We start from the raw sequence: 23,013 nt of genomic DNA on the forward strand, positions 1-23,013 counted from the left end.
TTGCAGATCGCCGTCCTGGCCCGGGTTCTCATGTCCTGGGTCAGCCCCATGGGCCAGTCCAACAACATATTCGTAAACCTCGTATACCAGCTCACCGAACCTATCCTGGCCCCCCTCCGCAAAGTCATACCCCGCGTCGGCCTCTTTGACTTCACTCCTATGATCGCTATCATCGTCCTGGGCATCATCGCGGAAATCTTCAGACAGGCCGCCGGTTAACTTGACCTGCCCAACCCCTGGGCCTTAAATTTGTCCTATTCCTCCGCCGAGGGGACTGACATGTCGCAAAAAGAGATGCTGAAGGGCAACACGGAGACCCTTCTTCTATCCATCATCGCCCGGGAGCCTATGCACGGCTACCGCATAGTCCGCGAGATCGAAAGCCGCAGCCGCGGCTACTTCCAATTCAAGGAAGGCACCCTCTATCCCGCCCTCCACCGCCTGGAGGCCGGCGGCCTCATCCGCGGAGACTGGGGCCAGGGCGTCAACCACACCTCGCGACGCTACTACGCTATCACCGCCAAAGGCCGGCGAGTCCTGGAGCAGCGCCTTGAGGAGTGGCGCCGCTTCGCCGACGCCGTCAACATGGTCATGCCAGCGCTAGATTCCCAGCCCGCTTCCTGAGGCGTTCATGGACCACCAGATCCAGAAATATCTCTTCGGCCTCGCCAGGCGGCTCAAGCTAGACCCGCGCACCAAAGATAACATTCTCAAAGAGCTTCAAAGCCACATCGAAGAGCGCGCCGGCGAATTGGAGCGCGATGGCCTCCCCTCCACCCAGGCGTACCGCAGGGCCACCCAGGAGCTGGGCCGCCCCGACCTCCTCGCCGACGACCTTTACGCCGTCCACAGCCGCGGCACCTGGATGGAGGTCCTCCTCGCTGCCCTGCCCCATCTGCTGCTGGCCGCCCTCTTTGCCATGCATATCTGGAACAACTACCTGGTCCTGCTGGTCGCCATACCTTCCGTCAGCTTCATCGCCTACAAGGGCTGGCGCAGCGGTCGCGCCAAGTGGGCCTACTCCTGGCTCGGCTACTCCCTGGCCGCCCCCGCCATCTCCTGGCTCTTCTCCCTCTTCGCCCTGGGCTATGCCGCCTGGACCTTTGTCACCACCGGCGTCCTGCCCTTCGGCGTGCCCCTCTTCATACTCTTAGTCGCCTACGTCCCCTTCAGTCTCTGGCTTCTGGCCCGCGTCACCAGGGGAGTAGTCAAGCGGGACTGGCTCATGGCCTCCCTCACCGCCCTCCCCTTTCCCTTCCTGACTTCGTGGATCCTCTTCCTTAACTGGCAGGGCGGGTTCTGGGCTGGCTCCCCCCGCGTCCAGGAGACCGACGGCGACCGCGCCCTTATCTTTCTCGCCATGGCCCTCACTACTGCCGTTTTCTTCAAGGTGGGAAGGCGCGCGCTTCAGATCGGGCTGCTCACCGCGTCCACCGCCCTGCTGGTGGTCTATACCACCGTCGCCATACCTATCAGCTTCGGCTTCCTGGCCGCTATTCTAATCTTGCTGTCGTCCATAGCCTTCCTCCTAAGCCCCGCCTTCCTGGAAGCCCGATTCAGAAAGCGCCGCCCCGCGGTGGATGACGCGGACGCCAAGGAGGAAGTGGTGACCCATTGGTTCTCCAGCGTCGCCTAGCCATAGTCACCGACAGCAGCTGCTGCCTCCCTAAAGACCTCCAGGAGACCTGCGGGCTTTTTGTCGTCCCCCATCAGCTCGTCATCGGCGGCCGCGCCTCTCTGGACGGCGTGGACATCGATCCTGTGCGCTTTTACCAAATGCAGCGCCGCGGCGTTACCGCCACCACTTCCGGCCCCTCTCCTAACGCCTTCCTCCAGGCCTTCCTCAAAGCCGGCGCTCTATGCAAACAAGTCCTCTGCCTGACCCTGTCCCCACGATTCAGCGCCACCACCTTCGACTCCGCCCAGATCGCCGCCCGAATGGCTAAAGACGAATCGCCCTCCTTGGATGTGCGCGTGATGGATACCCAGGCCGCCGCCGGCGCCCAGGGCCTCATGGCCCTGGGCGCCGCCCGCCTAGCGTGGCAGGGCGCAAGCCTTGACCAGACCGCCGCCAGGGTGGAAGCCCTTATGCCAAAGGTCCAGCTTTTAGCCTTTCTGGACACCCTCCAATACCTGGGAAAAAGCGGCAAGATTCCAAAAGTGGCCGCCTGGGCCGGCTCCCTCCTGGGCTTCAAACCCCTCACCGAGATGAGCCAGGGCGAGGCCCGCCTCATCGCCAAACCTAGAAGCCGCGCCAAAGCAATGGAGCAGATGCTTCAGACCGCCTGCCAGCGCCTGAACGGCAAGCCCGCCCACGTTAACATCATGCACGCCGCCGCTCCCGACGATGCACGAGAGTTGCGTCTTCGTGCCCAGGCCTCCATCAACTGCCTGGAAGTCTTTATCAGCGAATTCACACCCGTCATGGGCGCCCACACCGGCCCGGGCCTCCTGGGCCTCGCCTTCTACACCGAGGACTGACGGTCAATATCCCTAGGGTATCCCCACCCGTCAAACACCATATAGGACTTATTCAGCCCCTTGAACTTCTCCGGCAGAATAGTCGCCCCAGGAAACATCCGGCTCAGCTCCCCCTTGGTCACTAACCGTATCGTTCCCACTGACTCTTTGCCAAACCAGCCCAGCTTTACGCTGCCCGCCACGCCCCTTTGCAGGCCCCGCGGCATAAACTGAAAAAACGGTGTCAGGTAGTGCGGCTCCACCGGGAAGTACCGATTTGGCGTCTGCAGGAAATACCGCTGGCCCACGCGCCTGACCTCCTGCGCCATTCGCGTCTGGTCCGACAGCCCGCCCACGTGTTCCAGCACTGAGTTCGAAAACACGACATCAAACTCTCCGTCCCTGAACTGCCTCATATCCCTGCCATCGCCAACACCGCATGTCACATTTGGATACCTGGATGGACCAACGGACAGGTTCACGATGTGGAACTCCATTCCAGGTTCCCGGACCATACCCATATTTTCCCAGAAACTCTGATTACCACCTACATCCAAAATCCTGCACGGCCTCGGTATAGATTCCATCAACGAATGAAAAAGAGCAAACCGTTTGCGGCGCAGCCTGTTTGCCAGCGAGTCGGCTGTGCTCGTATCGGTAAGATGCCTAAACACCCCTATCCTCCCCACCACGTGCGGCTATAAATTGTGTAGCTGATTCGCCGGGCCTGCACCATCCGTCTGACTTAGTCGATATCCGTCCGATTTCTTTAGGACTAGTCCTTTTAGCGCCAGCTTATACCCATTCAACCGCCCCTTCAAAACAAAGATGCATCATAACCCCGCCATGCCCTCCGACCTCTCCATCCTCCAATCCGCCCTCGCCGACCTCCCGCCACCGGCCCCCAGGCCCATCCTCGTCCTCGTCTGCGGCCTCCCCGGCAGCGGCAAGTCCTACTTCACCCGACGCCTCATCGAAGAAGTCCCCCTCGCCTGCGTCCAGTCCGACGTTATGCGCAAGGCCCTCTTCCCCCGTCCCATATACTCGGAACAGGAAAGCGCCCGCCTCTTCCCGGCCCTCCACCTCCTCATCCACCGCCTCCTCCAGCGCCGCATCCCTGTCCTTTTCGACGCCACCAACCTTAACGAGCGCAACCGCGCACCCCTCTACCGCCTCACCGACGAGCTGGATGCAAAACTCTTCATCGTCTTCACCACCGCCCCTCAGAATGTGATCAAAGCCCGCCTCGATACACGCGAAAAGGGCAGCCTGGAAGCCGCCTGCTCTGACGCCAGCTGGACCGTTTATCTAAAAATGCTCCCCGGCGTCCAACTCCCCAAGCGGGATCACCTGCTGGTGGACACTTCTAAAGACATCACACCGACTGTAGAAAAACTGGCTCATCGACTGCGAGAAGTCTTGCCTTTGACCTAACAGTCCTGCTCCAATGTGCTGCGTTGCACACCCCGACTGGCACCCTCCACCAAAATTCTTTATCATTCCATCCCAAGACAACCCTGTCCTTATTTCCAATCCCTAAAGCCCCCACCCTAAAGGAGACCCCATGCCCAACATCATCGATATCAAAGTCATCCGCGACGACGTCACCAAGGTTAAGACCCCCGCCCTTATCGTCAATCTCTTCGACGGCGTCAAGAATCCCGGCGGCGCCACCGGCGCTGTCGACAAAGCCCTGGGCGGCGCCATTACCCAGCTTATTGCCGACGGCGAAATCAAGGGCAAAAGCGGCGAGCTAACCCTTATCCACACCTTCGGCAAAATCGGCCCCGCGCGAGTCCTCGTCGCCGGCCTCGGCAAACAGGACAAGTTCACAGCCAACACTGCCCGCGAGGTGATAGGCAGCGCCGCCCGATTCCTTCGAGGCAAAGGCGTCACCTCCGCCTGCACCATTGCCCACGGCGCGGGCATCGCCGGCCTCGACCCCAAGGCCGCCGGCCAAGCCATCGCTGAAGGCGCCATCCTCGGTATATACCGCTTCCGCGAGTACCTCGCCAATAACGGCGACTCCAAAGACTTGAACGATCTCACCATTGTGGAAGGCGACGCCGCCAAGATTCAGGCCCTCAAAGACGGCGTGACCCTGGGCAAGACCATCTCGGAAGGCGTCTGCCTCTCCCGCGACATGGCCAACGAGCCCGCCAATGCTATGACACCCACCCGCATGGCCCAGATTGCCCGCCAGGTCGCCGATGCCGAAGGCCTGGAAGTGGACATCCTGGAGCGCAAGGACATGGAGGCCCTGGGCATGGGCGCGTTAGTAGGCGTCGCCAAGGGCAGCCACCAGCCTCCCAAACTCATCGTCCTCAAATACAAGGGCGACCCTTCCAATCCCGACAGCGTCCTGGGCTTCGTCGGCAAAGGCATCACCTTCGACACCGGCGGCATCTCCCTCAAGCCCGCCCTGGGCATGGAGAACATGAAGGGCGACATGACCGGCGGCGCCTCGGTCATCGGCACCATGAAGGTCCTGGCCAAGCTTCGACCCAAAATCAATGTCACCGGCATCATTCCCGCCACCGAAAACATGCCCGGCGGCGAGGCCCAGCGCCCGGGCGACGTGGTCCGCGCCATGAACGGCAAGACCATCGAGGTTATCAACACCGACGCCGAGGGCCGCCTAATCCTCTCCGACGCCATGTGCTACGCCCGCGAGAAGTGCGGCGTCACCCGCATTGTCGACATCGCAACCCTCACCGGTGCCATCGTCATATCCCTGGGCCGGGTCTGCACCGGCGTTTTCGGCAACAATCAGGAATGGACGGACAAGGTCATGGCCTCGGGCAACGGCGTCGGCGAGCGCGTCTGGCAGCTCCCCATGTTCGACGAGTACAAAGACGCCCTCAAGAGCAACGTTGCCGACATGATGAACGTGGCCGGCAATCGAGACGCCGGCTCCATTGTCGCCGCCAAGTTCCTCTCCGAATTCGCCGGCGACACCCCCTGGGTCCACCTCGACATCGCCGGCACCTACCGCAGTGAGGGTGACAAAGGCTGGCAGGTCAAAGGCTCCACCGGCGGCCCCGTCCGCACCCTGGTCAACCTGGCCTTAAGTGAGGCAAAGTAACCCGTACCTTTAGTGAATCCTTAAATAGGCAAGGCTCGATTCGCTTTGCCAAGCTTGGTTATCTTTAGCAGGGCTGAGGTGGGTCGTCTTTCTGGCCCTCCCTCTCCTCCTTGGCAAGGAGGAGAGGGAGATGGAGGGAGAGGTGGTCGCTTTATTTCTCTTTCCCTCTTCTCCCGACTACGGGAGAAGAGGGATTAAGGGTGATGAGGGCGCCCCGACTAAGACCAAAATCAGCTTTTCAAGACAGACCTGCTGCGCCCAGCCTCCTCCACAAATGACAAAAACTCCTCTCTGCGATATAGTATTAAAGGCCCCCTCTCTAGGGGGTCGCTTTTCGTGGTGAGCGTTGCCAAGCGGTCTAAGGCGCCTGACTGTGGATCAGGAGATCGAGGGTTCGAATCCCTCCGCTCACCCCACCAATGACACCTTTATATTCCTTCCCCCTTGAGGGGAAAGACTGGGATGGGGGGCTTCTCTCCCCATCACGCGCCCCGGTAGCTCAAGTGGACAGAGCACTTGGCTTCGGACCAAGGGGTTAGGGGTTCGAGTCCTCTCCGGGGCGCCACTTCTCCTCGCTATCAAGTTATCGACAGGCAAAATGCGTTGGAATCCTCGCTCGACCCCCACGCCCAAACCCTTGACACCCATCGCGTTTTAGGCCACTCTCACCCCAGCTAAACCCTCAAGGACCCATTTTGAGAGAGCCAGCCTCCGACTCTCCCAACAGTCCGGACACCCCTCAAATATCTCGCCCCGGCGACACCAACCTGCGCGTAGTCCGCATGTTGCGTGTCTATCGACCCCTGGCCCGGGTCCTCCAGTTTAGCGCCAAGCCCTTCCCCAGGCCCCGCGCCATCGGCGTCATGGGCGTCGTCGTCGGTTTTGCCCTTTTGATCCTTATCGGCACACTCCTCCTGTCCCTGCCCCAGGCCCGCGCGCCAGGCCGCAACCTGGACCTGTTGGACGCCTTCTTCACCGCCACCTCCGCCGTATGCGTCACCGGCCTGGTAGTCCAGGACACAGGCACCTACTGGACCGGCTTTGGGCAGGGCGTCATCCTTGCCCTCATCCAGCTTGGCGGCTTGGGCGTCATGACCGCCACTATGTTCGTACTGGTTATTTTCCGACGGCCCGTCTCCCTCAAAGACACCTTTGAGGTCCACGAAATGTCTAGAGCGGGCGGCGTGCAGAGCGTGACCCGCCTTCTCTGGCTGACTATCCTGCTCACCTTAGCCTTCGAAGCCCTGGGCGCCTTTGCGTTGTGGGTTCACTTTCGAGACCAGTTCCCGGGGGGGGCGAAAGCCTTTGGGAAAGTGCCTTTCACGCCATCTCCGCTTTCAACAACGCTGACTTCGATATTATGGGCGACTACGCCAATCTTGTCCCCTTCAATTCTGAGCCCTTCGTGCTGGCCGTTGTATCCGTCCTCATCATGGCCGGAGGCATCAGCGTCCTGGTCTTGTTGGACATAGCCTCCAAGCGGAACTGGCGAAGGCTCACCCCCAGCACCAATATAGTCCTCCTCTTCTCCCTTGTCCTGTGGGGCGCTGGAGCAGGCGGCATTCTCCTGGCCGAGTTTAACAACGACGCTACTCTGGGTTTGCTTAACACTACTGATAAGCTCACCAACTCCTTCTTCCAATCGGTCACCGCCAGGACCGCGGGCTACAATTCCATATCCATTGGAGACCTCCGAGATGAGACGCTGTTCCTTATCTCTGGCCTTATGTTTATAGGCGGCGTCACCGGCTCCACCGCGGGTGGCGTTAAGGTTGGCACCTTTGCCCTCCTCATGCTCGCTACCTGGGCCAGCGTTCGAGGTTATGAGCATGGCCAGGCCTTTGGCCGCCGCTTCGGCCACCGTCTGGTCTATCGCGCCATGGCCATAGTAGCCATGGCTATAATGCTGGTCTTTGCCGCTACCCTCCTCCTCACCTTCACTGAAGACTTCCTCTTCAGGCAGGTCCTGTTTGAAGTTGTGTCCGCCTTTGGCACCGTGGGCCTGTCCACCGGCATCACCCCGGACATGACCCCCGCTGGAAAGGTTATTATTATTGTAGTTATGTTCATCGGCCGCCTCGGCCCCCTCACCCTCGGCTACGCCCTGGCCCGCCAGCACCGCGAGCTTCGATATGAACTGCCCCAAAGAGACCTGCCCATCGGCTAAGGAGAGAATTTTATGGCCGTAAGAAGCGTTCTTATACTCGGCCTCGGCCCCTTCGGAGGCCAGTTGGCCGTCGAGCTGACCAGCTTCGGTTATGAGGTCTTGGGTGTCGACAATGATGAGGACAAGGTGGCTGAAATCTCTGACTCCATCAGCAAGGCCGTCCAGGGCGACGTTACCAGCCCCGGCCTCTGGCGCGACCTCCCAGTCAAAGACATCGATATCGCTATCGTCGCCTTCAGCTACAACATGGCCGACAACATCCAGACCGTGGTGCTGCTGAAAAAGGCCGGCGTGCCGCGCATCATCGCCAAGTCGGAAAACGAGTTCCACGCCGAGGTCCTGCGTAGCCTGGGCGTCTCCGCCGTCCTGGAGCCTTACAGGGACAGCGTGGCCCGCGCCGTCCACATGATGGGCACCAACCTGGTGGACTACCTTCCCGTGTACAAAGACTTCGGCGTCGCCATCGTCAAGGCCAACTCCAAGCTAAAGGGCCTCACCGTCCAGAAGCTCTACGACAAATACAAAGCCACCACCCTGATCCTGCGACGCGGCGACAAGATCATTGAGGAGCCGTCCGACCACGAAAACATCTCCGACGGCGACATCCTGGTCATCTCCGCCCGTGACCGCGACCTGCATGAGCTTCCCGGCGTCGAGGCCCGCCCCGACGACAGGGACAAAAACGGCCACACGTAGGGTTAGCCGCCCTCTCAAAACCAGTGTTCACTCTTCATCTCAGGAGACGTAATGGACACCCTTGCTACGAAGCAGTATCCCGCTAAGATTCGCGGCCAGCTTGAGGAGCCTATCAGTAGCTGGCTCTTTCTCATAAAGTGGCTCCTTCTGCTTCCCCATTGGGTACTCCTTATCTTTCTCTACATCGGCTTCATCTTTAGCTGGCTCGGCTCCATGATCGCCATCGCCTTCACCGGCAAATACCCCCGCGCCCTCTTCGACTACAACGTCGGCGTCATACGATGGGGCTGGCGCGTCGGCTTCTACAGCTACCAGGCCATGGGCACCAACAAGTACCCGCCCTTCTCCCTTCAGCCCCTGGACTCCTACCCCGCCGACATCACCATCGACTACCCCGAAAAGCTCCACCGAGGTGTTGTCCTCATCAAGTGGTGGCTCCTGGCCCTGCCCCACTACGCCGTCGTCGCCTTGCTTGTCGGCGGCGCCGGCTATCGATTTGGCGGCCTGCAAATCCTCCTGGTCCTATTCGCCACCGTCGGCAACCTCTTCAACAAGTCCTACCCCAAAGACCTCTGGGAACTCGTTATGGGCATCAACCACTTAGTCTACCGCGTCTTCGCCTACGCCGCCCTCACCACCGACGAATACCCACCCTTTAGGCTGGGGGAGTAGTCCCCATGCATTCTTGCAAGTTGCCTCTTTAGGTAGAGATACCTAAGGGGTGTCGGGATTCCTATGACCCTTCCGGGGTACCTGGGGATGTCCATCTCATCCGGTTCTCCCTCTTTTCCTCGTGAGGAAAAGAGGGAGTTAGACGCCGTCCTGAGCCTGTCCGAAGGAGGGGGAATTGTGCAACCGTTTTCTTTCCCTCTCTTCCTGCAGGAAGAGAGGGATTAAGGGTGAGATGGTATCCCGATTAAAGACAGGATTGACTTCCAGTACGAATCCCACCTACACCCTATACCTCTCCTCCATCACCCCCTCCAGCAGCCCTAGCTCCGCCCTCCCCACCACCTCCAGCGTCCGGTCCGCGTTCGGCGGCATCAGCGTGCACGTCCGCACGTCACGAAACAGCCGCTCCAGCGGGTACCTCTTATGCGCCACCCGCCCCCCGCACACCTGCAATGCGCGAGACGTCACCATCAGCGCCGCCTCCGTCGCCCGGTTCTTAGCCCGGCTCCCCAGCGTTAGCATTAGCAGCGGGTCCGGCCCCTCCGGCCACCGATACGCCGACTCATGCATCACCAGCCTCGCCGACTCCACCACCAGCCCCATCTCCGCCACGTGCCGCTGAATAATCGAGTTGTGGGACATAGGCGCCGGGTCCGGGTCGAACCTGTTCTTCTTTACGAACTCCTTGGTGTAGTCCAGCGCCCGCTGCGCCGCCCCAATGAACACCGCCGCGTACCCCATGGCGAAATGCAGCCCCAGCCCCGCCCTCTCGCTGTCCCCTGGCTTGCCCAGCACGCACTCCTTCCTCACCGGGCACTCCTCAAAGGTTACGCTGGGGCTTACCGTCCCCCGCATCCCTAGTGTGTCCCAGCCCCCCGTAATCGTCAGCCCAGGACTGTCCCTGGGGACCAGCGCCATAGTCGCACTCTTCTCCGCCTGGTACCCCTCCATGGCGCAATGGATCATGTACCGGTAGGCCCCACCCGCCATGGTGCAAAAATGCTTCGGCCCGTTGATCACATAGCCATCATCACGAGGACTCAAAATCGTGTTCGCGACGCCCGACCCTCCCCGCCTCGACGGCTCGCTCCCCCAGCTCCCAAACAGCCTCCCGTGCTCCACCACGTCAGGATAAAACGACGCCTTCTGCTCCGCCGACCCTAACTGGTCGATATACTTCTGCACTATCGAGTGCATGTGCACCGTCATGGCCGTGTTGGCGCAGCCCCACGCCAGCTTTTCGATGACCATGACGTAGGTCAGCATGTCCAGCCCCAACCCGCCGTACGACTTCGGTACCGTGGTGGCCAGCAGCCCCGCCTTCCACACCTCTCGCCACCCCTCCACGGGATGCGTCGCCCGGGCGTCCACCTCCGCCGCGCGAGGCTCCAGCCCCTCCCTTGCCACCCCCTCCGCCCTGGCGACGATTTCTTCCTGCTCCCTCGTCAGCCTGAAATCCATTAAACGCGACACCTCCAAGTCCGCCCCAGTATAGCGCCTCACTCCCGTCGACGCAGTGCTAGGTCTGTAGGTGTAAGGGATTTGTCATCCTGAGCAAAGTCCCGATGTACTCGTCGGGACGCAGTCGAAGGATCTATGCCCACTACCCAGGTTGCGCTGAGTCGGCCACCCCTCCGGTCATTCACCACGCATCTCCTTCACCAACTCGTCAGGATCCTTTCCCGCCAGCTCTTTTAGATATCCCCTATACTTCTCAAACGGCGACGCCGGCGCGCGCTTACTTACGCGCTTAGGTGTGGTCACCTTATCTCTTTTGGTCTTTTTAGCCTTACCTATATCGTCCCCTTTATTATTGGTTTAGTCATCGCCTGACTTTAATCCATGATTGTCTCTCGATACAACTGTTATCCCCTCAAAATCCCCTCCCTACCCTCCCACCCCTCCCGATGCTACAATGCGCCACGAACCAGCATATAATCGGCGCAGGCCGACGTGTCGGCCCGCCCCCAGCAACCCACGCCCCCAGGAGCCGCTATTGGACGTAGGCATCTTCATGGAGTTCCCCCGCCCCAAAGGCGCCACCGACGCCCAGGTCTTTGACCGCGCCTTCAAAATCATCGACCTGGCCGAGTCCTCCGGCCTCCATTCCGTCTGGCTCGCCGAGCTCCACTTCGAGCCTGAGCAGTCCGTCCTCTCCTCCCCTGTCGTCGTGGCCGCAGCAGCCGCCTCCCGCACCCAGCGGCTTCGCATCGGCCTTGCCGTCGCCGTCCTCCCCCTCTACAACCCCCTCCGCCTCGCTGAGGACGTCGCCACCCTCGACCACATCGCCGGAGGCCGCATCGACTTCGGCGTCGGCCGCAGCGCCGCCCCTCGAGGCTACATCGGCATGAACATTCCCTATGCCGAAAGCCGCCAGCGTTTCTCCGAGTGCCTCCAAGTCATTCAAAAAGCCTGGACTCACGATACCTTCTCCCACCACGGCCAGTTTTACCACTACGATGACGTGCGCGTCGTCCCCCGCCCCTTCCAGCAGCCCCACCCGCCCATCCGCATCGCCACCAATTCCCCAGGCACCTACCTCTTCTCCGGCAAAGCCGGCATTCCTATCTTCCTCAGCGTTCGAGGCGTCCGAAGCCAGCTCGTCGAGCACGTCGCCAGCTATTGTGAGGCCTGGGAGTCCGCCGGCCACCCGGGCAAGCCCCACCTCTCCCTCCGTATCCCCGTCTACGTCCATGAGGACCGGCGCCGCGCCCTGGAGGACCCCAAAGCCAGCGCCATGAACTTCTATCGACAGCTTATCGAGACCGTCGGCACGCCTATCCCCAGCCTGTCCGACGAGGAGAACCGAGAGCGCGCCGAGCGCGGCCAGCGCCTCCGCTCCATCACCTACGACGACATCCTCAAGACCGACCTGGCCTACGGTACCCCCGATGAAGTGACCGAAAAGCTTCTGGAACTAAAAGAGACCTTCAACCTCTCCTGCGTCATCGCCGAACCCAACTTCGGCCGCCTCATCCCCCAAGACAAAGAACTCGCCTCCCTCCAACTCTTCGCAGAAAAAGTCGCCCCCAAGCTGTAACCTACTCTCCATTTTTATGTAGGGGCGAGGTCGCCGCGCCCTTGTTCTCCCTCTTCTCCGTCATTCCGGCGGAAGCCGGAATCCAGCCCTTCCTTAGTTCGCGGCAAGAGAGTCGCTAGCCTTTCACATCCGCCTCTCTAACCCTTCACATAGCGTATGGCCTTCTCCGGTGCTACAATTCCCCCAACCTCATCCCAATATCCGCACCGCGGAGGCGTCCATGGAGATCGGCGTCTATTTCGAGTTCCCTCGAGGCAACGGCAAGTCTGAGCACCAGGCCTTCGAGGAGGAGTTCCAGCACATCCAGCTAGCCGAAAAGGTCGGCTTCGACATCGCCTGGCTCGCCGAGCTCCACTTCTCCCCGGAACGCTCCGTCATCTCCGCCCCCCTCATCGCCGCCGCCGCCATCGCCAACCGCACCAAGAAAATCAAAATCGGCACCGCCGTCAGCGTCCTCCCCCTCAACAACCCCGTCCGCATGGCCGAGGACATGGCCACCCTTGACCACGTCACCAACGGGCGGTTCGAGCTGGGCATCGGACGCAGCGGCGCCCCACGAGGGTACGTCGGCTACGGCATCCCCTACCCCGAAAGCCGCCCCCGATTTCGCGAGTGCCTGGAAGTGATAAAGAAAGCCTGGACTGAGGAGCGGTTCTCCTACCACGGCCAGTTCTACAACTATGACAACGTCTGCGTCATCCCCAAACCCCTCCAGAAGCCCCACCCCGCCATCCGAAACGCCGCCTCCTCCGCCGGCTCCTTCCCCTTCTCCGGCCAGATGGGCTTTCCCATCTTCATCGGCCTCCGAGGCGTCCTCGACTCCGCCAAGGAGCGCGTCGACAGCTACAAAGACGCCTGGCGAAAGGCTGGCCACTCAGGCCAGCCCAACATCTGCATCCGCGTTCCCACCTATGTGGCCGACACCACCGAAAAAGCCCACCGTGAGGCCGAGCCCAGCGCCATGAACTGGTATAAAAACCTGGTCCCCACCCTGGGCGAACCCCTCCCCGGCCTCTCCGACGAGGAAAACGCCGACCGCGCCGCCCGCTCCAAACGCTTCCAGTCCATGAGCTACGACGAGTTCCTAGAGACCGATTCCGCCTTCGGCTCCCCTGAAGCCGTCGCCGACCGTCTGCAAGAGCTAAAAGAGACCTTCAGTCTCACCGGCGTCATGATGGAGGCCAACTTCGGCGGCATGATCCCCAAAGACAAAGTCCAGCGCTCCCTAACTCTCTTCGCCGAAAAAGTCGCACCACGGTTGAAGTGATGCTCTGTCATTCTGAGCGAAGTCGGTACTCCGACGAAGTCGAAGAATCTGTTATGACTGCTGCCCAGTCTGGCGAACCGAGTTACTCTCCATTGTCAAGAATCTCCTTTCTCTGGATGATGGCTATTACCAGTCCAGGTTCTACGTGCGCTGAAAGGATTGACCGCCATCGAGAAAATCCCTTCTCCCTTGATGGGAGAAGGCGAAGGATGAGGGTGAAACACTGGCACCACAATCCTTTATCACTACTGCCTTCCACGCTACGAATTCTCCCTTTCCCCACTTCCTGCAGGGGAGGGGAAGAGGATGAGGGCCATTCCCCCAGAAGGAGCCCCCTATGGAACTAGGCCTCTTCTTTGACCTCCCGCCCCGCGACGGCGACTCCCACGCCCCCACCTTCGCCGAAGCCCTCCGCCACGTGGACATTGCCGAGTCCTGCGGCCTCGACAGCGTCTGGATCGCCGAGCGCCACTTCCAGCCCAACCGCTCCCTCTGCTCCGCACCTATGGTCCTGGCCGCCGCCGTGGCCGGCCGCACCAAACGCATAAAAATCGGCACCGCCGTCAACGTCCTCCCCCTCTACAACCCCGTCCGCCTCGCTGAAGAAGTCGCCACCCTGGACAACCTCTGCCAGGGCCGCTTCGAATTCGGCGTCGGGCGTAGCAGCGGCGAGGGCGCCTACAAAGGCTTCAAAGTCCCCTATATGGAAAGCCAGCATCGCTTCGACGAGTGCCTGGACGTGCTCATCAAGGCCATGACCACCGACCGCCTCACCCACAAGGGCGCCTTCTACGCCTTCGACAACATCGCCGTCGTTCCCAGGCCCCTGCAGAAGCCCCATCCGCCCATGCGCATCGCCGTCACCTCGCCAGCCTCCTTCGCTTGGGCCGGCCAGCGGGGCCTTCCTATCTTCCTCGGCCTCAACGCTCCCTCCGCTGTCCTCAAACCTCGCATCGAGTCCTACAAGCAGGCATGGCACGACGCCCAGCGCCCCGGCGCGCCTGACGTCTGCCTCCGCCTCCCAGTCCACGTTGCCCCCACCACGCAAGCCGCCCTGGACGAGCCCAAAGACAGCGCCATGAACTTCTACACCAAAATCATGCCCGCGCAGAACACGCCCATCGCCGGCCTATCCGACGAGGAGAACCTCCAGCGCGTCGCCCGCGCCGACAAGCACCGCGCCATGACCTACGACGACGTGCTGCGAAATCACCTAGTCGCGGGCACGCCGGAAGGCGTGGCGGACCGCCTCCTCGCCCTCAAAGAAGAACTAAGCCTCAGCAGCGCCATCGCCGACGTAAACTTCGGCGGTATGATCCCCGGCCCAGCCCTGGACCGCTCCTTCCGCCTCCTGGCTGAACACGTCACCCCAAAACTTAAGTAAGGAGTTGGGGATGCCTCCTCAGGTTCTCCCCCTTTTCCTCGTGAGGAAAAGGGGGAGTTAGAGGGGGAATTTGGTGTAATTTTTATCTTCCCCTTCTTCCAGCAGGAAGAAGGGGCCAGGGGATGAAGGTATCCCGCTTAAAGATAAGGGTGGCTTAATATAAACCAGGACCCGCGAAAGGGCTACTTCCTCGGCCCCACCAGCGACGACAACTCCAGCACCCTCATCACATCTCCCCTCGACACCATCCCCACCGGCTTCCCGTTCTCCAGCACCGGCAGCTGATGGAACTCCCCCGCGCTCATCTTCTGCATCGCCGCCTCCAGAGGGTCATCAGGGCTGACGAACGCAATGTTCGGCGGCCTCACCATAATCTCAGTCACATACTTGCTATGCCGTTCCTCCGGCGGAACCAGCGCCACGTCCGCTGCGCTCACCAGCCCGTGTACCGTATCCCCCAGCACCACCAGGTACGTCCGCTCGAAACCCCTGGCCATATACTCGTCTACCAGCCGCTGCACCGATATCCCCGGCGGCGCCGACGGGTACCCCGACCGCATGGCATCCCGCACCCTGCGGCCCGAAAGGTGCGCCCGCACCGCCTCCTGCCGCCGTGTCGAAGACGCGGCGGACATCAGGAACCAGCCAATTAGCACCAGCCACAGCCCGCTCCAGGAGTCCCAGATAAACGCCAGGCCCAGGCCCCCTGCCATCATCAAAAACGCCACCACCATCCCGGAACGGGACGCCACCCGCGTCGCCCGGCTAACGCTGCCGGTGGCCCGCCACACCGCCGCCTTCAACACCCGACCGCCGTCCATTGGGTATCCCGGAATCAGGTTGAACACTCCTAGCGCCAGGTTAATAAAACTCAGATACGCGCTTAAGGCATGCACATAGTCATTGACGCCCTCCGTCTGCCAGGCCAGCAGGTAGAACACACCGCCCAGGAAAAAGCTGGACAGCGGCCCCACAAAGGCAATCCAGAACTCCTCCCCGGGTTTGTGCGCCTCCTCCTCTATCTCCGACACCCCGCCGAGAATAAAGAGCGTGATGCCCCGAACCTTATGCCCTCGTACCATGGCCAGAATGGAATGGCTCAGCTCGTGGAATAGGACGGAGCTAAAAAGAAGGATGCTTCCAAGAATTCCTAGACCCCAGCGGACGTTCACTCCCCAATCCGGGTAGTCCGTCTTGAATTCTGTATTGGCCAAAGACCACGCTACAAGAATAAAGATCAACACCCATGAGAAGTGGATCTTTATATCGATGCCGAAAATTCGGCCTATTACAATAGTTCCGCCCATTTGCCCTCGGTTGCGAAAGTGATCTGCCTGACTACTTCAATGTTAACACTCGACGGTTGTGCCTGAACAGAAAGATTTCTATATGCGGCTGCTCAGGCCGCAAGGCCGTGGACACTGGTTCTTTAACGGGCCCTTCAGGAAAGGCAGGTATGGTTAATAAGCAGCCGTAAAACTGTCCGCTATGCCCAAGGTTGAAATATTCTTATAAAATTTTAATCCTGTGCGCCATTTCTTATGTCCACTGCATAGCCATGTCCCTTATTTATACCCCTCCGGGTGGCATTTCAGCTCAATAGTATTCCCATCAGGGTCCTTGATATACAGCGACACGCCCCAGCCCTGGGCGCCCCACCGCCGCCCCGGCGTCCCCGTTACCTCTACGCCCTTCTCTTTAAGCCCAGCTGCCAGCCCCTCCAGGTCTGTGGGTTCGATGACCAGGCAGAAGTGGTCGACGTTCTGTCCGCGTCGAGGCTCCTTGCTCCGCACTATGTCGATGACCGACGTGGCCGACAGCCGCACCGACGGAAATGGCGCCTCCCCACGCCGGTATTCCTCCACCCGCAGCGCTTCTAAGCCCAGCACGTCCTGGAAAAACCTTAAAGACCGGTCCACGTCCCGCACGCTTAATACCAGGTGGTCAAAGCCTTTTACCTTCATGATAGCCTCCATTTCGTCTCTATTTAGCTAATTTTCTTAAAATAAGATAAGAATTTTCATAAAAAACTATTGACACTTCTAAATTTTATGTTATCTTATCAACCTAGATAACACTATCCAAATGGATTAGTCCAATTGATAGTGCGCAGGGCGGGAGAGTCCAATAGGCCCTGCAGGAAGGGAGGCAGCTTTCAAGGGTTTATCTCGTCTCGCCCATTCAACCCCTTTTGCACGCGGATTACTAGCATTTTCTATTACTTTTAAGACAGGGGGGTGATCATTAGCACATGATGACCACATCTATACGGTTAATTAGTGACGGGACAATGAAGCGGGACGGCGGCTGTATGTTCGGACAGGTCCCTAAAGCGGTCTGGGAAAATAGAATCGTCACAGACCGCAGAAACCGCATGACTCTGAATCTCAACTGCCTCCTGATTCAGCTCGCCGGCAAGAATATTCTGGTGGATACGGGAATAGGTTCCAAAGAGGTGGAGGGCCTTAGGGACGAGTACGGCCTGGGCCCCAGCCGTCTGGTCAAAAGCCTCAAAGCCCTGGGCGTGTCGCCGAATCAGATCGATATCGTTATACTTACTCATCTTCATTTTGAGCACACCGGCGGCTGCACCAAGCTCGACAGGACCGGCGACCTCATTCCCACCTTTCCCAGGGCCACCCACTTCATGCAGCGCAAGTGCTGGGAAGAGGCCCAGCAGCCCAACGAGCGTTTCCAGAGCGTATACTTCGAGGACGATTTCCTTCCCATCGAGGAGTCCGGCAAACTTCAGCTTCTGGACGGCGACGAGGAGATCCTCCCCGGCCTCTCCGTCATCGTCACAAATGGCCCCTCCAAGGGCCATCAGATCGTAGTGACCAACCACGGCGGCGAAAAGGTAGCCTTCCTGGGCGATCTGGTCCCCACCGCCCACCACCTGGACCTGGCGGCCATTCCAGCCCTGGACCATTCTCCGGAAGACTCCCTGCAGCAAAAGCGGGAAATCCTGCACCAGGCGGAAAGGGACGGCTGGCTCCTGGTCTTTTCCCACGGCATGGACCGCAAAGCCGGATACCTGGAGCGATACGACCAGTTGACCCGCCTCCGCCCCATCGACCTCTAGACTCCGCACAGACCTAATCAGAAGCCCCCCAAGAAATCAGGGGGCTTCTTTTATTTTGTCACCTCGCCCACGACCCATTCCCCCTCCTCCGCCGCCATCCGCGCCTGCGTTATCCTATTACCCAGCGCCGACTCACTCTCTGTCCTTACCCTCAGATAATGGTCCGTAAGTCCCTCGTACCAGCCCTTCTTCTTGCGCATCTCCCACAACACCGGCCGCACCTCTCCTACCGCACCCCTGCGGAAGGCCGACGCCTTGTCCCGCGCCAGGGCCAGCATCCTTCCCATCCTCTCCGCCTTCGCCGGGGCGGACACCTGCCCCCGCATATGCGCCGCGCTGGTCCCGCCCCGGACCGAGTATTCAAAAACATGCAAGCCGGCAAAAGGCATCTTCTCGCAGAAGGCCAAGCTCTCCTCAAACTCAGCGTCGCTCTCCCCCGGGAACCCGACGATGACGTCCGCCGTCACCGACGCCTGCGGCGCGGCCCGTCTTATCTCCTCTACGGCAAAAGCATACTCCCCTGACGTATATCGGCGTCGCATCCTCCCCAGCACACCGTCGCTGCCGCTTTGCAGGGGCATGTGGAAATGCGGGCACAGCCGGCTGTCCCGCCACAGGCCCAGCAGGCCCGGCGTTACCTCCTGCGGCTGCAAAGACGAAACTCGCAGCCGCTCTATCCCCGTCCTCTCTAATATCAGCCCAATCATAGATTCCAGGCTTGCGCCCTCTAAATCAAACCCGTAGGATCCCAGCTGCGTCCCCGTCAGCACCACCTCCCTGTACCCCTCCGACACGCATCGCTCCACCTGTCGCACCAGTTCCTCCACAGGCACGCTGCGCTCGCGGCCCCGCACCCTGGGCACAATGCAGTAGGCGCAGACCTGATTGCACCCCTCCTGTATTTTTATGAACGCGCGAGTCCTCCCTGACACGCCCGGCCCCAGTCCGGGCTCTTCATCCATGGCGCAGGGCGTCTCGGCCTGCCCCCGGGCCGACAGGGTCAATACCACCAGCCCCGGTTTCTGGAAGTTCGTGACTACTAGCCCCACACCGGTTATCGACGCCAGTTCTTGCGGCGCTCGCTGGGCATAACAGCCCGTCGCCACCACTACGGCCCCCGGGTTGCTTCGATGGGCGTTCCGCAGCGCCTGCCGCGCCTTGGCGTCCGCCTCGTGGGTCACGGTGCAAGAGTTGAGAACAAACACGTCCGGCCCCTCATCCGGCTCCACCAGCCGGTACCCCGCCTGGACAAACTGCCGCGCTATCTCGTCGCTGTCCGACTTGTTCAGCTTGCAGCCGTGGGTGACTATTGCCACCGTGCCGCCCTTATTCCCCAGACCCTCAATGATAGATAATGGCTCCATAGGTGCTATTATAGGCGCCGCCGCAAAACACCCTCAACGCAGGACTGCCCTATGCGTATTCACGACATCTCCCTTCCTCTATCGCCTGACACACCCATCTACCCGGGAGACCCGCCCTTTCGCCTGCGATTCCACCAGCGATTGGAGAAGGGCCATCCCTACACCTTGAGCAGCATCTTCATGTCGAGCCATACCGGCACGCACATCGACGCCCCCAGCCACTTCATCCAGGACGCCGGCTCCGTCGAAACCTTGCCCCTGAATGCGCTCATCGGGCCAGCTTATGTATGCCGTGTCGGCCCCGGCCCCATATCCAGCGCCACATTGGAGTCCCTAGGCATACCTCAAGCGACCCAGCGCCTCCTCCTCCGAACTCGTTTGTCAGGCTGGGGATCATCAACAGAAAGCGAGTCGGGGCTTCTAGCCGACGCCGCCCAATGGCTCGTCGAGCGCGGCGTCAATCTGGTCGGCATCGACCAGCTATCCATCGAAGGCTCCTCGGCCGGCGACCGGGGCTATCCAGCGCATCATCTTTTGCTCGGCGCTGGCATTGTTATCCTTGAGGGCCTGGACCTGTCCTCCGCGCCTTTGGGCCTTCGCACCCTCTACTGCTTGCCGCTCAAAATCTTAAAAGCGGAGGGCGCGCCCGCCCGGGCCGTCCTGGTTTAAGAGTGATTTGCGCCAGCTTTGTAGGTAAACCGCTTACTTTGCTGCGACCGCTATTTATACGCCACGCCCTGCCATGTATAATAGCCTTTAATATTCATAGCCCCTCCAAGGTGCCTGGGGCTCTGGGGTGGTGGAAAAAAAGGCGGAGGTTCCCTAGTGTCTAGATTCAAAAAAGTAGTCCTTGTCCAGCCCAGGTCGCCAGGGGGCAACTTCGAGTACGTAGCCATACCCAGGCAGGGCATGTTATTTCTCTCCGGCGCCCTGCAGCAGTGGCAAGGCCCCAACCTCTATGAGCGCATGATCTGGTTCGAGGACCGCAGCGGCAAAATCGACCCACAGAAAGACCTGGAGGACGCCGATGTCCTCCTCATATCCGCCCTCATCAATGAGGCCCCCAGGGCCTACGAGATCGCTCGCGAGGCTAAAGAGCGCCACCCCAAAATCGTCACCATCGGCGGCGGCCCCCACATGAGCCCACTGGCCGACGAGGCCATTCGCGAAGGCGGCTTCGATGTCATTGTCCAGCGCGAGGGCGAGGATATCATAGGCCAGCTCTGCGATGTGCTGCTGGCCTACAAAGGTCAAAACCGCCTCCAAGAGCTCAAGAAGATACCCGGCATCGCCTTCATGGAGAACGGCGGGCTGGTCCAGACCACCCGGCGCGGCCTGGTGGAACCGGACTTCGTCGAACTTCCGGACTTCTATTCCATCAAAGACCTCACCCCCTCAAAGCCCCTCATGGGCGGTGTCATGGAGACCGTCCGAGGCTGCACCGAGAAGTGCAGCTATTGTCAGGTCATTCAGCAATTCCTCGGCTATCGGATGGTCAAGCGGGAGACGGAACTCAAGCGCCTGGCCCAGCTAAGCCAGATGGCCGCCGACGGCCTCATCGCCACCAACCGCGACGGTCGTTTCAGCATCTTTGTATCCGATGACTTGCACCCGCCGCCTCTTCGCGCCGTCAAGTACCGCAACGAGCGCCTGGAGCGCATCAAGGCCTGGAAGGGCCACACCGACGACATGTACCTCATCTGCCAGACCAGGGCGGAGATAGGGCAGGACCCTGAGCTGGCTGATGCCCTTCGTAACATCAACATGGAAATGCTCTATGTCGGCGTCGAGTCCTCCAACGCCGACAACCTCAAGGCGGTCAACAAGCGCCAGGACCCGGGCCAGATGCATAAAGGCCTCACCAAGCTCAACGAGCTTGGCTTTGCCATTGTCGCCATGACCATCATCGGCCTCCCCTACGACACCGAGGAAGGCATCATGGAGATGGCGGACTGGGTCACCCAGGTCAGCAAGTACCAGACCGCGAACCTCCTCACGCCTCTGCCCGCCACCTCCAACTGGGAAGGCCTGGTCCCCCTGGACGCCAACGGCGATGTGCTTCAGGAAGGTGAAATGCGCCCCTACCACCTCTACACCGGACGCCAGTTCGTCCATCAAGACCCGCGATGGGGCATGGAGGAATCTCGCCGCCTCTTCAACCGCTACCACGCCAAGCTAAACCCGGTCGATAACCTCTACGCCCGCCTATTCCGCGTGGTGGAGAGGTATCGCATCAGATTGACTAACACAGGCCAGGAGATCTCTGAGTCCCTAGCCTATAAAAAGCGCGACCTGGCGGCGGTCAAGAAAGAGATCGCCGAGTCCATCTCCAGTCGCGTCAACAACCTGGGAAGCACCCTGAAAGACCGCTTGGACACCTCCGCCAAGCTCCTAGGCAAGAACTCCCTCCGCGTCTTGCCTCCCAGGCCTGAAGCTGGCCCGTAGATTTCGCCTAAAACTCTGGCAATAGCGCCGTCCAACAGGTAAAATCTACCGAGTATTATGTCGCCTTGCGATATTGCCATCAGCCAATCTGTTTGGAGGCCCTAACTGACTACCCGCGTTTTTATTACAGGCATAGGCGTTATCAGCCCTCTGGGGCTTAACGCCTCCTCCACCTGGGAGGCCCTCAAAAGCGGATGCTCCGGCGTCGATCTTATCCAGTCCTTCGACACTACTAACTTCGAGACCCGTATCGCCGCCGAGGTCAAGGGCTTCGACCCTGTCGCCCACCTCGGCCCCAAAGAGGCCCGCCGCACAGACCGCTTTGCCCAGTTCGCCGTCGCCGCCTGCAAAGAGGCTATGGCCCAGGCGCAGCTTGACGTCTCCAAGGTCGACCGCTACCGCGTCGCCGTCCTTGTGGGCAGCGGCATCGGCGGCCTCCTCACCATCTCTCAGCAGCACGCCAACCTCCTGGAAAAAGGCCCCAATCGGGTTTCCCCCTTCCTCATTCCCATGATGCTGGGTGACATGGCCTCAGCCCAGATATCCATGCTCAGCGGCGCCCTGGGTCCTAATTTCTGCGCCGTCTCCTCCTGCTCCAGCGGCGCCGACGCCATCGGCAACGCCCTCAAGCTCATCCGCGCTGGCGAAGCCGACATCGTCCTCGCTGGCGGTAGCGAGGCCCCCATCTGTCCCATCGCGGTCGCCGGGTTCGGCGCCATGAAAGCCCTCTCCCGACGCAACGACGACCCCCAGAAGGCCAGCCGGCCCTTCGACGCCACGCGCGACGGCTTCGTCATGGGCGAAGGCTCCGCCATCCTGGTCCTGGAAAGCCACGAGAGCGTCATCCGGCGCGGCATCCAGCCTCTAGCCGAGTTGGCGGGCTACGGCTCCACCTCCGACGCCTTCCATGTCACCGAGCCTGCCCCGGAGGGTGAGAGCGCCGCCAAGGCCGTCAAGCGCACCCTTAAAAACGCCGGCCTTGAACCCGCCGATATCGACTACATCAACGCCCACGGCACCTCCACCCCTCTGAACGACAAGCTGGAGACCAAGGCTCTCAAACTAGCCCTGGGCGAAATCGCCTATAAGATTCCCGTCAGCTCCACAAAATCGATGACCGGCCACCTTCTGGGCGCAGGCGGCGCCGTCGAGGCCGCCATGTGCGTCCTGGCCCTCCGAGAAGGCGTTGTCCCGCCCACCATAAACCACGAAAACCCCGACCCAGAATGCGACCTGGACATAGTCCCCAACGCTGCGCGAAAAAAGGACCTCCAAGCCGTCCTCAGCACCTCCTTCGGCTTCGGCGGCCACAACTCCGTCCTCGCCTTCACCCGCGCCAACGGCGCCTAGT

Annotated in this window: 22 protein-coding genes and 2 tRNA genes; 19 read left to right on the forward strand and 5 right to left on the reverse strand. The window is 60.6% G+C overall.

Annotation, left to right across the window (positions count from 1 at the left end):
• Positions 1-30: 30 nt before the first annotated feature.
• From FJ320_02290 to FJ320_02305, 4 genes are read left to right on the forward strand one after another with little or no spacing between them, the layout of a single operon-like run.
• The gene (locus FJ320_02290) at positions 31-219 is read left to right on the forward strand and encodes a YggT family protein (GenBank protein ID MBM3924808.1); all 189 of its coding nucleotides are present in this window, start codon (positions 31-33) and stop codon (positions 217-219) included.
• A gap of 60 nt (positions 220-279) precedes the next feature.
• Positions 280-624, forward strand: coding sequence for a PadR family transcriptional regulator (locus FJ320_02295; GenBank protein ID MBM3924809.1), 345 nt, complete (start codon positions 280-282; stop codon positions 622-624).
• Positions 625-631: 7 nt separating this feature from the next.
• Positions 632-1,636 carry a hypothetical protein gene (locus FJ320_02300; GenBank protein ID MBM3924810.1) on the forward strand — a complete coding sequence of 335 codons (1,005 nt, stop codon included), beginning with the start codon at positions 632-634 and terminating at the stop codon, positions 1,634-1,636.
• Entirely contained in the window at positions 1,615-2,481 is an 867-nt protein-coding gene (locus tag FJ320_02305) for a DegV family protein (protein MBM3924811.1), read from the forward strand. Before FJ320_02300 ends, FJ320_02305 begins: the two co-directional genes overlap by 22 nt.
• Here FJ320_02305 and FJ320_02310 read toward each other — a convergent pair.
• On the reverse strand, positions 2,466-3,047 hold the full coding sequence (locus FJ320_02310; protein ID MBM3924812.1) for a methyltransferase domain-containing protein: 582 nt from the start codon (positions 3,045-3,047) through the stop codon (positions 2,466-2,468). The genes FJ320_02305 and FJ320_02310 overlap by 16 nt on opposite strands.
• A gap of 241 nt (positions 3,048-3,288) precedes the next feature.
• Between FJ320_02310 and FJ320_02315 the strand changes: the two genes are divergently transcribed.
• The 8 genes from FJ320_02315 to FJ320_02350 all read left to right on the forward strand — a co-directional run bounded on the left by FJ320_02315 (position 3,289) and on the right by FJ320_02350 (position 9,080).
• Positions 3,289-3,894, forward strand: a complete 606-nt coding sequence (locus FJ320_02315) for an ATP-binding protein (protein MBM3924813.1) — start codon at positions 3,289-3,291, stop codon at positions 3,892-3,894.
• Positions 3,895-4,024: 130 nt separating this feature from the next.
• Positions 4,025-5,545 carry a leucyl aminopeptidase gene (locus tag FJ320_02320; GenBank protein ID MBM3924814.1) on the forward strand — a complete coding sequence of 507 codons (1,521 nt, stop codon included), beginning with the start codon at positions 4,025-4,027 and terminating at the stop codon, positions 5,543-5,545.
• Positions 5,546-5,884: 339 nt separating this feature from the next.
• Positions 5,885-5,961, forward strand: a tRNA-His gene (locus FJ320_02325).
• A gap of 72 nt (positions 5,962-6,033) precedes the next feature.
• Positions 6,034-6,110 (forward strand) — tRNA-Arg (locus FJ320_02330).
• A 130-nt stretch (positions 6,111-6,240) separates the two neighbouring features.
• Positions 6,241-7,017, forward strand: coding sequence for a hypothetical protein (locus FJ320_02335; GenBank protein MBM3924815.1), 777 nt, complete (start codon positions 6,241-6,243; stop codon positions 7,015-7,017).
• Positions 6,753-7,712, forward strand: a complete 960-nt coding sequence (locus FJ320_02340; GenBank protein MBM3924816.1) for a hypothetical protein — start codon at positions 6,753-6,755, stop codon at positions 7,710-7,712. Before FJ320_02335 ends, FJ320_02340 begins: the two co-directional genes overlap by 265 nt.
• A 12-nt stretch (positions 7,713-7,724) precedes the next feature.
• A complete protein-coding gene (locus FJ320_02345) occupies positions 7,725-8,408 on the forward strand; it encodes a TrkA family potassium uptake protein (GenBank protein ID MBM3924817.1) in 684 nt (227 codons plus the stop codon).
• 51 nt (positions 8,409-8,459) lie between these two features.
• On the forward strand, positions 8,460-9,080 hold the full coding sequence (locus FJ320_02350; GenBank protein MBM3924818.1) for a DUF4389 domain-containing protein: 621 nt from the start codon (positions 8,460-8,462) through the stop codon (positions 9,078-9,080).
• A gap of 279 nt (positions 9,081-9,359) precedes the next feature.
• On the opposite strand, the gene FJ320_02355 is transcribed toward FJ320_02350, so the two are convergent.
• A complete protein-coding gene (locus tag FJ320_02355; GenBank protein ID MBM3924819.1) occupies positions 9,360-10,541 on the reverse strand; it encodes an acyl-CoA dehydrogenase in 1,182 nt (393 codons plus the stop codon).
• 454 nt (positions 10,542-10,995) lie between these two features.
• Between FJ320_02355 and FJ320_02360 the strand changes: the two genes are divergently transcribed.
• The 3 genes from FJ320_02360 to FJ320_02370 all read left to right on the forward strand — a co-directional run bounded on the left by FJ320_02360 (position 10,996) and on the right by FJ320_02370 (position 14,771).
• Complete coding sequence (locus FJ320_02360) at positions 10,996-12,120, forward strand: LLM class flavin-dependent oxidoreductase (protein ID MBM3924820.1); 1,125 nt, start codon at positions 10,996-10,998, stop codon at positions 12,118-12,120.
• Positions 12,121-12,340: 220 nt separating this feature from the next.
• Positions 12,341-13,387: an LLM class flavin-dependent oxidoreductase gene (locus tag FJ320_02365; protein MBM3924821.1), complete on the forward strand. Its 1,047-nt coding sequence runs from the start codon at positions 12,341-12,343 to the stop codon at positions 13,385-13,387.
• 337 nt (positions 13,388-13,724) lie between these two features.
• The gene (locus FJ320_02370) at positions 13,725-14,771 is read left to right on the forward strand and encodes an LLM class flavin-dependent oxidoreductase (protein MBM3924822.1); all 1,047 of its coding nucleotides are present in this window, start codon (positions 13,725-13,727) and stop codon (positions 14,769-14,771) included.
• A gap of 182 nt (positions 14,772-14,953) precedes the next feature.
• Here the strand turns inward: FJ320_02370 and FJ320_02375 are convergent, their stop codons facing one another.
• Together FJ320_02375 and FJ320_02380 are read right to left on the reverse strand one after the other, a co-directional pair.
• Positions 14,954-16,078: a CBS domain-containing protein gene (locus FJ320_02375; protein ID MBM3924823.1), complete on the reverse strand. Its 1,125-nt coding sequence runs from the start codon at positions 16,076-16,078 to the stop codon at positions 14,954-14,956.
• Positions 16,079-16,336: 258 nt separating this feature from the next.
• Positions 16,337-16,735 (reverse strand): VOC family virulence protein, encoded by a 399-nt coding sequence (locus FJ320_02380; protein MBM3924824.1) that lies wholly within the window; start codon positions 16,733-16,735, stop codon positions 16,337-16,339.
• 287 nt (positions 16,736-17,022) lie between these two features.
• Here FJ320_02380 and FJ320_02385 point away from each other — a divergent pair, with 287 nt between their 5' ends.
• The gene (locus tag FJ320_02385) at positions 17,023-17,853 is read left to right on the forward strand and encodes an MBL fold metallo-hydrolase (protein ID MBM3924825.1); all 831 of its coding nucleotides are present in this window, start codon (positions 17,023-17,025) and stop codon (positions 17,851-17,853) included.
• 50 nt (positions 17,854-17,903) lie between these two features.
• Here the strand turns inward: FJ320_02385 and mtaB are convergent, their stop codons facing one another.
• Entirely contained in the window at positions 17,904-19,217 is a 1,314-nt protein-coding gene (gene mtaB, locus FJ320_02390; protein MBM3924826.1) for a tRNA (N(6)-L-threonylcarbamoyladenosine(37)-C(2))-methylthiotransferase MtaB, read from the reverse strand.
• A gap of 51 nt (positions 19,218-19,268) precedes the next feature.
• On the opposite strand from mtaB, the gene FJ320_02395 reads away from it, so the two are divergent.
• From FJ320_02395 to fabF, 3 genes are all read left to right on the forward strand, one after another.
• Positions 19,269-19,886 (forward strand): cyclase family protein, encoded by a 618-nt coding sequence (locus tag FJ320_02395; protein ID MBM3924827.1) that lies wholly within the window; start codon positions 19,269-19,271, stop codon positions 19,884-19,886.
• A 156-nt stretch (positions 19,887-20,042) separates the two neighbouring features.
• A complete protein-coding gene (locus FJ320_02400) occupies positions 20,043-21,662 on the forward strand; it encodes a B12-binding domain-containing radical SAM protein (GenBank protein ID MBM3924828.1) in 1,620 nt (539 codons plus the stop codon).
• Positions 21,663-21,767: 105 nt separating this feature from the next.
• The gene (gene fabF, locus FJ320_02405; protein ID MBM3924829.1) at positions 21,768-23,012 is read left to right on the forward strand and encodes a beta-ketoacyl-ACP synthase II; all 1,245 of its coding nucleotides are present in this window, start codon (positions 21,768-21,770) and stop codon (positions 23,010-23,012) included.
• The last annotated feature ends 1 nt before the right edge of the window (position 23,013 follow it).

Source organism: SAR202 cluster bacterium (assembly GCA_016872285.1).
In the GTDB taxonomy this organism is placed as follows: Bacteria; Chloroflexota; Dehalococcoidia; order Lucifugimonadales.